Genomic DNA, 11,498 nt, shown 5'->3' on the forward strand with positions numbered 1-11,498 from the left:
TCGAGCCGTCGAAGTCGTGGGTCGAGGCGATGCATACGTCGCTGAACCTGTACGCGGAACACGAATTCAACGCGTCGACCTTCACCGGCCGCGTGATCGCCGGTACGGGTTCGGACATGTATTCGGCCCTGACTGGCGCCATTGGCGCGCTGCGCGGGCCGAAGCACGGCGGCGCCAACGAGGTGGCGTTTGAAATCCAGTCGCGCTACCAGAACCCGGACGAGGCGGAAGCCGACATCCGCCGCCGCGTCGAGAACAAGGAAGTGGTGATTGGCTTCGGCCATCCGGTGTACACGATCTCCGACCCACGCAACAAGGTGATCAAGGAAGTGGCGAAGAAGCTGTCGAAGGAAGCCGGCAGCACCAAGCTCTTCGACATCGCCGAGCGGCTTGAAACGGTCATGGGAGACGCGAAGAAGATGTTCCCGAACCTGGACTGGTTCAGCGCGGTGTCGTATCACATGATGGGTGTGCCCACGGCGATGTTCACGCCGGTCTTTGTGATTGCCCGCACGGCAGGCTGGAGCGCGCACATCATCGAACAACGTATCGACAACAAGATCATCCGGCCGAGTGCGAATTACACCGGGCCAGAGAATTTGAAGTTCGTGGCGCTAAATAGGAGAAAATAGCGTCCGCTGTGCGCTTTTGAGGCGCGTGGTTCCACCTTGTAAGCGGCGCTTCGCAGCCGTGCACGACTCAACTGAAATTAGATAGAAAGGTTCTCTCCATGAATAAATTGCTGATCGCCGCCGTAGTTGGCGCCCTGTCCACCACGATGCTGGCCACCGCGACCGATGCCTCCGCGCAAACGACGACGACCACGACCACGGCGACCGCCAAGAAGGCTACGCCGAAACGGCCGGCTCCGAAGCGCCTGATCAAGCGCAAGCCGAACCCGGCCAAGGAAGCGAAGGTTGATCCGGTGCCGGATGGCGCAATCAAGTGGTCCTGTAATGAAGGCCTGTCGTTCGACCTGAAGGGCGACATGAAGCGCGACCAGATTGTCACGGTTCACTGGGCGAACAAGAACTACAACCTGCCGCGCGAAACCACCACCACGGGTGCTGACCGCTTCCACGACGCCGCTTCGGGTCTGGATCTGGTTGTGATCCCCACCAAGGCCATGCTGTTCTCGGACAACGACGGCTCGCGCCTCGCCGACGAGTGCAAGACGCCTGAAATGGCACAGGGCGCACCGGCTCCGACGCAATCGAACGAGCTGATCAAGAACCCGCAGAACTGATTTTCTTCACCAGCTCATTTTTAGCAGGAAGCTTCGATGTCCGCACCGATATCCAACGTAAGGCCAGACCCGGACCCAGTCCTGGTAGAGATCGCCGATTACGTACTGGATTTCCCGATCGACAGCACGCTCGCGCTCGAAACCGCGCGTCACTGCCTGATCGACACGCTCGGCTGCGGACTCGAAGCGCTCACCTACCCGGCTTGCACCAAGCTGATGGGACCAATCGTGCCCGGCACGATCGTCCCCAACGGCGCGAAAGTGCCCGGCACATCGTTTCAGCTGGATCCCGTTCAGGCCGCCTTCAATATCGGCGCCATGATCCGCTGGCTGGACTTCAACGACACGTGGCTTGCCGCTGAATGGGGCCATCCGTCGGACAATCTCGGCGGCATTCTCGCCACCGCTGACTGGCTCTCGCGCACCGCCATCGCCGCAGGCAAAAAACCGCTGACGATGAAAGATGTGCTGGTTGCCATGGTCAAGGCACATGAAATCCAGGGCTGTATTGCGCTGGAGAACTCGTTTAACAAGGTCGGGCTCGACCATGTGCTGCTGGTGAAACTGGCGTCGACCGCGGTGGTTGGCCGCCTGCTGGGCCTCACACGCGACGAGTTGATCAACGCCGTTTCTTTAGCCTTCGTCGACGGCCACGCGCTGCGTACCTACCGCCACGCGCCGAATACGGGCTCGCGCAAGTCATGGGCTGCGGGTGATGCTACCTCGCGCGCCGTGCGTCTCGCGCTGATCGCAAAGACTGGCGAGATGGGCTATCCGTCCGTGCTAAGCGCGAAGACGTGGGGCTTCTACGACGTGCTGTTCAAGGGCAAGGAATTCAAGTTCCAGCGCCCGTATGGCTCGTACGTGATGGAAAACGTGCTGTTCAAGATTTCGTACCCGGCTGAATTCCACTCCCAGACAGCGGTGGAAGCAGCCATGACGCTGCATGCGCAACTGCGCGCGGCGGGTAAGACCGCGGAAGACATCAGACAGATCACGATTCGCACGCACGAAGCGGCGATCCGTATCATCGACAAGAAGGGGCCTTTGAATAACCCCGCGGACCGCGATCACTGCATCCAGTACATGATCGCCGTGCCGCTGATCTTCGGCCACCTGACGGCCGCCGATTACGAAGATTCCGTCGCACATGACCCGCGCATCGACGCGCTGCGCGACAAGATGATCTGCGTGGAAGACCCGCAGTTCACAAAGGATTATCACGATCCGGAGAAGCGTTCGATCGCCAATGCACTGACGGTCGAATTCAACGACGGGTCGAAATTTGACGAGCTCATCGTCGAATACCCGATCGGACACAAGCGCCGCCGTGCAGACGGCATCCCGTTGCTGGTCGAGAAGTTCAGGACCAACCTCGCGCGCAAGTTTCCGGTCAAGCAGCAACAAGCGATTCTCGAGGTATCGCTGGATCAGGCAAGGCTCGAAGCCATGCCGGTCCATGAATACGTCGATCTGTATGTCATCTAGTTCAGTACTGTAGTTCCGCGATCAAACCAAGGAAAACACCATGGCCCACAACCTCCACAAAACGCTCAAGGAATTCGACAGCGGTTCCGGCAAAGGCAAGTTTTATTCCCTGCCGCAACTCGGCAAGGCACTGAACATCAAGATCGACCGCCTGCCGGTTTCGATCCGTATCGTGCTGGAGTCGGTGCTGCGTAATTACGACGGCAAGAAGATCGCCGAAGAACATATCACGCAACTGGCCAACTGGAAGCCGACCGCTTCGCGCGTCGACGAAATCCCGTTCGTCGTGTCGCGCGTCGTGCTGCAGGACTTTACCGGCGTGCCGCTGCTCGCCGACATCGCTGCGATGCGCGGTGTCGCGCAACGCGCCGGCAAGAACCCGAAGTCGATCGAACCGCTGGTCCCGGTTGATCTGGTGGTCGATCACTCGGTGCAGATCGATTATTTCCGTCAGAAAGACGCGCTCGATCTGAACATGAAACTGGAATTCCAGCGCAACAACGAGCGCTACCAGTTCATGAAATGGGGCATGCAGGCATTCGACACGTTCAAGGTCGTGCCGCCCGGCGTGGGCATCGTCCACCAGGTTAACCTCGAGTACCTCGCACGCGGCGTCCACAAGAAGGCCGACGGCAGCGATACCGTGTATTACCCGGACACGCTGGTCGGTACGGACAGCCACACGACGATGATCAACGGCATTGGCGTGGTGGGCTGGGGCGTGGGCGGCATCGAAGCGGAAGCGGGCATGCTCGGCCAGCCGGTGTACTTCCTGACGCCGGACGTGGTGGGCGTCGAACTGACGGGCAAACTGCGCGAAGGCCTCACGGCTACCGATCTGGTGCTGACCGTTACCGAACTGCTGCGTAAAGAGAAGGTTGTCGGCAAGTTCGTCGAGTTCTTCGGTGAAGGCACGAAGTCGCTGTCGTTGCCGGACCGTGCAACGATCGGCAACATGGCACCGGAATACGGCGCAACGATGGGCTTCTTCCCGGTCGACGAAAAAACCATCGACTACTTCAAGGGCACGGGCCGCACCGACGCAGAAATCTCCGCCTTCGAAAACTACTTCAAGGCGCAAGGTCTGTTCGGTATTCCGAAGGCTGGCTCAATCGACTACACCAAGGTCGTCAAGCTCGACCTCAGCACCGTGACGCCGTCGCTGGCAGGTCCGAAGCGCCCGCAAGACCGTATCGAAATCGGTCACGTGAAGTCGACCTTCGGCGACCTGTTCTCGAAGCCGGTCGGCGAAAACGGCTTTGCGAAGAAGGCCGCTGATCTCGACGCGCAATACACGACGACGAACGGCGTGAACGTGAAGAACGGCGACATCCTGATCGCTGCCATCACGTCGTGCACGAACACGTCGAACCCGAGCGTGCTGCTGGCTGCTGGCCTGCTGGCGAAGAAGGCTGTCGAGGCTGGCCTGACGGTGGCGCCGCACATCAAGACGTCGCTGGCTCCGGGATCGCGTATCGTCACCGAGTACCTGACCAAGACCGGCCTGCTGCCGTTCCTGTCGAAGCTCGGTTTCGAACTGGCTGCTTATGGTTGCACGACCTGTATCGGTAACGCGGGCGACCTGACGCCGGAACTGAACGAAGCCATCACGAAGAACGACATCGTCGCGGCGGCCGTGCTGTCCGGCAACCGTAACTTCGAAGCGCGTATTCACCCGAACATCCGCGCCAACTTCCTGGCATCGCCGCCGCTGGTCGTCGCTTACGCGATTGCAGGCAACATCACGCGCGATCTGATGACGGAACCGGTTGGCAAGGGCAAGGGCGGCAAGGACATCTACCTGGGCGACATCTGGCCGACCAGCGACGAAGTCAACGAACTGCTCAAGTTTGCGCTGGACGCCGACGCGTTCCGCAAGAACTACGCACAGCTCACCAAGAAGGGCGACCTGTGGAGCAAGATCGAAGGTGAAGAAGGCCAAGTGTACGACTGGCCGAAGTCGACCTACATCGCTGAGCCGCCGTTCTTTGGCGCCGACTTCTCGATGACGCCGGCTGACAGCATCGCAGCGGTCAAGAATGCACGCGCACTGGGCATCTTCGGTGATTCGGTTACGACCGACCACATCAGCCCGGCTGGCTCGATCAAGGAAGACTCGCCGGCAGGCAAGTGGCTGAAGGCAAACGGCGTGCAGAAGGCCGACTTCAACAGCTACGGCTCGCGCCGCGGCAACCACGATGTGATGATGCGAGGCACGTTCGCCAACGTGCGGATCAAGAACCTGATGATCCCGGCAAAGGCAGACGGTACGCGCGTTGAAGGCGGCCTGACGATTCATCAGCCGAGCGGCGAACAAGAGTCGATCTATGACGCGGCGATGAAGTACATCGCCGCCGATACGCCGACCATCGTGTTCGCGGGCGAAGAGTACGGTACGGGCTCGTCGCGTGACTGGGCGGCCAAGGGTACGCAACTGCTGGGCGTGAAGGCTGTGGTTGCACGCAGCTTCGAGCGGATTCACCGTTCGAACCTGGTGGGTATGGGCGTGTTGCCGTTGCAGTTCAAGGGCTCGGATAGCGTGCAATCGCTCGGCATCACCGGCGAAGAAACGTACGACATCGAAGGCCTTGGCGCTGACTTCAAGCCGCAACAGGAAGTGACGCTGGTGATTCGCGGCAAGGACGGCAAGGAAAAGCGTGTGCAGGTGCTGCTGCGTATCGACACGCCGATCGAAGTGGACTACTACAAGCACGGCGGGATTCTGCCGTTCGTGCTGCGTTCGCTGCTGGCTGCTTAACTTTAAGGTTCATGCCTTAAGCAGACGCGAAAGCGGTTTTGCAGGTGCTGCGTCCTTGTGGAAGGACGCAGCCGATTTAGAAGCCCGACTTTGGTCGGGCTTTTTTTATTGCCCGCTATGTTCGATGTTGAAGGCGGTTGGATCGTCGGTGATCCGGCGCTGCGTCATGTGGTCGTTCCAGTGGTTGTCGACTGGCGTTGCCGCACGCATTGTTGGACCTCGCTGCGGAGCGGACCAGTTCAGCCACGGTGCAGCGCTGTCGGTCGATGCGGTGTTCTGCGAAGGAATCGCCTTGGCGGTCCGTTCGGGTTGCGCTGAAGCCACCGGGCGCGTCGCTGAATGGCTTGGCCGATTCAGGGCTACACGCTCGTTGATGTGGTTTCCGGACAGGTGTACCACCTTGACGCGATTCTCCGGTTTTGCCGACGACGTTGTCGTCACTGCGTTACCAGGCTCCGTCTGGGACTTCAGATCCGCAACGGCTATTCGCGGCGTAGCTTTCGGCTGATCTACGCGCTGCTTCACGGCTGATGTTACCGTCGCCGTCATGTCGAGCGCCTTGGTCTTATCCGCCTCTTTCACGGAGCACGTAATCAGCAACCATGCGAGCGCTATCGTGCAACCCGCAAAAATCGCCGCCGAGAGTACACGATCCGAACGCGACGAACGCGGCCGAACGGTGCCCATCTCGAGGTAGCGTTTTGCTTCCGCCAACGCTGCATCGTAAGGACTGGTGTCCACCCGTCGCGGCGGCGCGTTGTAGAACAGCACGTGCCTCACGCCCGGAGGAAACCTGCTGGCGGCCTTACGCCCCGTAGTTTCACGTACCGTACGCTGCATAGCTTCGCGGATCAGATTTCGACGCGACCCGAATGGCGGCGGCAAACCGTCGAAAGGACGCGGCAAGGGGATCGCCAGATCGCCATCGATCAAAGCTAAAGGGCGCGTCATCGTCAGTTGCTCCGGTGTGGGTGAATCGCTTCGTCGAGTTGCGTCACCAGCGCTTCAATGCGTCGAGCAATCGCGTCAAGCACATCCGCATCGGGCTCTGGCATGGTCACGCTGGCTTGTCGCAGCGACTCCATCAAGCCACATGCGCCCACGAGACCAACCGCCCCACTCAATCTATGCAGGGTGCCGCGCAGACCAGCGACGTCGTGACCGGCGCGCAAGGTGCACATCCGTTCCAGGTCATCATTCAACGATTGGTGCCAGGCACGCACAAACGTATCAAGATCAACACCCTCGTTTGAGAGGGCGTCGAGATAGCTTTGATCGAATGATTCGCTTGGCGGACTACCCAAATCCTCAACTGGCCGCCCACCGGAAGGCTGTTGCGATGGCTCGCCCCCAAAGTGCTTAGGGCTCGTCGACGCGAACGAATGCTCGATCGCAACGGGCACACTGAACGTGCTGCACGTGCCAAGACCCGTTTCAGGTTTGAACCTGAGTTCGCCACGCATGTGCTGAGCCAGTTGCCGGCAGAGCGTCAGGTAAGGGTCGTCGTTGATGTGTGAAGTGTCGATAGTCCCGTCTCTGTCGAACGACGGGCGCCGCTGTGCCTGCGTTGGGTGAATGCGCTTGTTTTCCTCATGGGCACCCCTAGTCCGCACGCTGATGTGCACGCGCTGTGATCCGCTGTTTATAGGTTCCGCGCGAACAGTGACTGTGATTTGTCCGTGTTCCGTGCTGCGAACTGCGCAACTCAACAAATGGAACACAATCTGGCCTAGCCGGGCACTGTCCGCTAGAACATGGGAGGCGACCAACCGATCGATGCTCACGCTCAAGTAGGCGTGCTTCCGCACAGCGGCGGGAGAGAAGAGCGCGACCACGCCGTCCACAAGTTCACGCAGATCTGTTGAACTTTCGTCAAGGGCGATTGGAGATGAGTCGACCTCGGACGGCACAAACATGTCTTCCAACGCACGCGACAAAGTGCGCGCTGCCGAATGGATTCGCGCCACCAGCGACCGTTGCGATGGCGGCAATGACGCACTATTGAGTACGTCCAACATGCCGGCTAGCGCGCACAGAGGTCCGCTCGCCAAATGGCGCATAGAAGCATGGAGCCGATCGCGCTCCTCACCAGACACGGCGGTGACCTGCGCAGCAGCAACAGCGCGAAACGCCTGTTCACGGGCCTCGACGTCGGCATACCGTCGCTGCCATTCGCTTTCGGCACCGCGAGCCTTGCCAAGAGCACGCTGGAGTGCAGCACGCATCCTGAACCAGCCGCCCAACGCGACCGTTGTCAGCGCCACGAGTGCGACAATAACCGGCAACACGGGATTCGTTGTTTGCGCATGCCAGATACTTAGGGCCTCGCGGGGCGCGGACGCACGGGCCAACCCGAAACTCAGCATCGAAAAGGCAAAGACCCCGCCGAACACCGCCACGTAACAGATCGAAAACACGCGCGTCACACAATACAAACGGGGCGCAGCATCGCGCCGGTGCGCCCGGAAATCAAACCGGTTCAACATGTCCATGCCTGACTCAACTCAGTCGATCAGCTTTTGCAGCGTTGCAAATTCGATCAGCCCAGCCAATGAAGACACGCCTAGTTTCTCTTGAATGCGGCTCTTATAAGTGCTCACCGTTTTGTCGCTGATGAACAGCGCATCTCCGATTGCTTTGTTCGACATTCCTTTCGAAAGCATTTGAAGAATCATCAATTCCTTATCAGAGAGCAGCTTGAGCTTTTCTTCCTCTGCACCCGCGCTTGCAGACCCACTCCCGCCTGCACCGCCGATGCTGATTGGAAATACGGTATAGCCCGCAAGCACAGCTTCGACCCCGCGCATGATCTCCTTCATTTCCTGAGCTTTGCCGACAAATCCTTGTGCCCCCGATCGCATGGCGCGCGGCGCGAAAACTGACGGATCCTGACCCGACAGCACCAGAACACGGATACCCGAATGAGCCAGTTTCAGACGCGGAATGACATCAAGCCCGTTGATACGCGGGATATCGATATCGAGAATGGCAAGGTCCGGCAAATGCTGCCGCGCCATCTCGACAGCGGTCTGACCATTCTCAGCCTCGAAGACATTGGCAATGCCGAGGAGTTGCGAAAGATGTGTATTCACAACAAGCCGGAAGGCGGGGTGATCGTCCACGATCAAGATGGTAGTCATTCAGTTATCCTCCTTACAGTATTTCAAGTCAGTCGTTATCGCGCACGAAGTCGATTTCGACGCGCCGGTTTGGCGCCAGACACTGAACCAGGTCATTCCGATCCGTTTGATTGCACTGCGCCAGCGGTTGGGCTTTGCCCATCCCTGTGACGGTGATGGGCAACTGCACGCCTTGTTTGACCAGATAGGCCCTCACAGTCATCGCCCTTTGCAGCGAAAGTTTTTGGTTGTACACGTCACTGCCGAGACGATCTGTGTAGCCGCTGATGCGGAGCTGGCGAATGCCCTTTACCTTCTGCAAGCCGGCGGCCACTTCGTTGAGTTGAGCCTTGCCGCTTGGCAACAACGCGGCGACGTCACTGCCATTGAAGCGGAACGCCGAGTCAGCCCTGAGCGTAATCGCCGGCCCCGTGGCGGCGTGCACAGCGGGAGCGGGCGGCTGGGTATCCGGAGTCGCACATTGCAATGCCGCTTCTGCTGACTGCCGCAAGTTCCCCTGGATCCCAGGAAGGGTCTGTTCGGCAGCAGAGAAATTTCGCGTCCACGCGTGGTGGCCGGCGAGCATTAACTCTACTTCCGCACATGCAAGTGGTACTTGCGCTTCCGGGCACCGAGCAGTGGCTGGGTCACTCTTGATGACATTGACGATCTTCCATAGATCAGGACGCACGGTTGATACAGTGCGTAATTCAGGATTGGCTGCGGACAGCGGCGTATCGTTTTCCAAACCAAAGGTAATCATTGCAGCTTGACCGATGGCTTCTTCGACAAACCCCCATTTGTCATTTGCATGCCACTCGGCTTCGCCGGCGTCGATCCAGCATTGAGCCTTGGTGCGGAAATAGCTGTTCTTGTCGGAGGGCAGTTTGTCGAGCCGCTGTTGAAGAGCTGCCAGCGCGTCGCCACCGTTGGTAACCGGCGAGTAGGTGCTAAGCCATTGCCGTGTAACCGCTCCAGCAGCGGTGTCTTGCGTGGTACCCAATCCGGTCTTCAAGACGGTGGAATCCTCAATGCCCAGTCGATCTTTCTCTGCCTGAGTCGTGCATCCTGTTAAAGCTAACGCACACGCCAACATAGTTAGCTGGAATTTCATCGTTTCTCTGCGTTAAAACGCGCTCGTCTTGTAAGTAGCATGAGTATGGAGAGACGCTTCCAAGCAAGGAATGGGAAGATTCTTAGAGTGAAAACACCAGACGCGAGAACAAATGTATCCGGCCTGCGTGAACCCGTAACCGGGTTTTTACTGACCGTATGGTTTGCCTGAATTGGCGAACGGATGTCGGCGTTGGGAGAATTGACGACGTACGTCGACCGCAATCAAGCGTGGGAACTAGAAGGGGGCGCGGCGCATACCGATGGGGGAATGCGGTCTCGTTCGCAATCCGTCGGATCCTGCCGCTGCAACAGATCAGGGAGGACGCGTCTAGCTGGCAGCCGGCCGCTCCCCGTCGCGTTAGTGCTATCCCGGTTTCAATACGTACAAGCGAGCGTCTGGAGATCCGCACGTCGGAAGGCTGCCGGCATCACACCAATGCGAATGCCGGCAATGAGCCGGCAAACCCATCTCACTTCAACCCAAAATCCACCCGCGTCGTTGCGCCCTTATCCTTGATGCCTTGCGCATCAAGCTTCGGCGCCACGATAAACACCCGGCTGGGATCGATCTTCCCGTCGAAATACTGTTGCACGCTCTGCGCCCGCTCCTGTGCGAGGTCGCGGTAACTCGCGTCATTAATTGGCGCATGTTCCGCAATTGCGTTCTTCATGTCGTCGTCTGGCAGACTCTTCGTCAGGCCCACAAAATTGCGCGGCTTCTTGAAATCGGCATCTTTATAGGCCTTGGTCAGATACTTGTCGTAGTCCTTTGGATCAATCGTAACCGTCGACAAGTCGACGCTCTCGCCATTGCCGACCACATCCTTGATCTTCTCTTGTTTGACCAGTTTGTCGACATAGGCCTGGCGTAAGGCCTGCTCATCCACCTTCGGATCGGCACGCCCGATCAGATCAATGCGAATCGAGGACTTGTCCGCGAGTGCTTTGGCGATGGTGTCGAGCTTCGTGTCCGCCGCATCCGAAAGCTTTGCCGAGCCAGGATCAAACTCGACGTAGCCCATCTCCTCGCCGCCGCCACCAAACGCGTTAGCGAGTAGCGTGAACGGCGCCGTCACGGCCTTCTCCAGAAGGTTCAGCACTGCATGCCAGATCAGGCCACCCAGGCTGAACTCCGGATTCGACAACGAACCGGACACCGGGATATTCACGTCAATCTCGCCCTTTGAGTTCTTCAACAGCGAAATCGCGAAGCGCACCGGCAATTTGGTCTCCGTGTCGTTATCCACGTGATCGCCGAAGGTTAGCTGGTCGATGAACAGGTGATTGTTCGCGCTCAACTGATCGTTATCGAGCTTATAGTGCAGATCGACGTTGAGCTTGCCCTTCGTGATCGGATAGCCCGCGTACTTCGCCGAATACGCCGTGAGGTTGGTCAGTTCGATATCGTGCGCGCTCGCCGTCAGGTCAAGCGCCGGCTTGGGAATCAGCGGATTGACTGAACCACGGATCGACAGCGGACCATTCGCCGCCAGTTTGGCCGAGACATCCACGGGCGCGGGCGTAGTTGATTGAGTGCCGAACGCGCCGATGGTCCCCTGAATCGCGACCAGATTTGCGGTGAAGTTCGGCTTGATGAAGTTATCGGTGTACGTCACGCGTCCACCTTGCAGCACGAGCTGGCCGAAATGCAACCGTACTGGACTAGCCGGCGGCTGCGTTTGGGCGGTCGAAGCCGCTGTGCCGGAAGCCGCGGTCGCCGGCATTGCATTCGTCTTGGCAGCGGACCTGGACGCCACCGTCGGTGCCGGCG

9 protein-coding genes are annotated in these 11,498 nt (G+C 59.0%); 4 read left to right on the forward strand and 5 right to left on the reverse strand.

Going from position 1 to position 11,498, the window contains the following annotated elements; genetic code table 11:
- From WCA85_RS35330 to acnA, 4 genes are all read left to right on the forward strand, one after another.
- On the forward strand, positions 1-632 hold a 632-nt coding region (locus tag WCA85_RS35330; RefSeq protein ID WP_424070445.1), incomplete at its 5' end, for a citrate/2-methylcitrate synthase.
- A gap of 98 nt (positions 633-730) precedes the next feature.
- On the forward strand, positions 731-1,246 hold the full coding sequence (locus WCA85_RS35335) for a hypothetical protein (protein WP_424070447.1): 516 nt from the start codon (positions 731-733) through the stop codon (positions 1,244-1,246).
- A 36-nt stretch (positions 1,247-1,282) separates the two neighbouring features.
- Positions 1,283-2,734 (forward strand): bifunctional 2-methylcitrate dehydratase/aconitate hydratase, encoded by a 1,452-nt coding sequence (locus WCA85_RS35340; protein WP_424070449.1) that lies wholly within the window; start codon positions 1,283-1,285, stop codon positions 2,732-2,734.
- A 40-nt stretch (positions 2,735-2,774) separates the two neighbouring features.
- Positions 2,775-5,492 (forward strand): aconitate hydratase AcnA, encoded by a 2,718-nt coding sequence (gene acnA, locus WCA85_RS35345; protein ID WP_424070451.1) that lies wholly within the window; start codon positions 2,775-2,777, stop codon positions 5,490-5,492.
- 105 nt (positions 5,493-5,597) lie between these two features.
- Here acnA and WCA85_RS35350 read toward each other — a convergent pair whose 3' ends face one another.
- From WCA85_RS35350 to WCA85_RS35370, 5 genes are all read right to left on the reverse strand, one after another.
- Complete coding sequence (locus WCA85_RS35350) at positions 5,598-6,443, reverse strand: hypothetical protein (protein ID WP_424070452.1); 846 nt, start codon at positions 6,441-6,443, stop codon at positions 5,598-5,600.
- A 2-nt stretch (positions 6,444-6,445) separates the two neighbouring features.
- The gene (locus tag WCA85_RS35355) at positions 6,446-7,735 is read right to left on the reverse strand and encodes an ATP-binding protein (protein ID WP_424070454.1); all 1,290 of its coding nucleotides are present in this window, start codon (positions 7,733-7,735) and stop codon (positions 6,446-6,448) included.
- Positions 7,736-7,996: 261 nt separating this feature from the next.
- Complete coding sequence (locus WCA85_RS35360; protein ID WP_424070456.1) at positions 7,997-8,632, reverse strand: response regulator; 636 nt, start codon at positions 8,630-8,632, stop codon at positions 7,997-7,999.
- Positions 8,633-8,660: 28 nt separating this feature from the next.
- A complete protein-coding gene (locus WCA85_RS35365) occupies positions 8,661-9,725 on the reverse strand; it encodes an OmpA family protein (RefSeq protein ID WP_424070458.1) in 1,065 nt (354 codons plus the stop codon).
- A 472-nt stretch (positions 9,726-10,197) separates the two neighbouring features.
- Positions 10,198-11,498: DUF748 domain-containing protein (locus WCA85_RS35370; protein ID WP_424070460.1), on the reverse strand; the 1,301-nt coding region annotated here is incomplete at its 5' end.

It is taken from the genome of Paraburkholderia sp. (genome assembly GCF_049581445.1).
Taxonomy (GTDB): Bacteria; Pseudomonadota; Gammaproteobacteria; order Burkholderiales; family Burkholderiaceae; genus Paraburkholderia.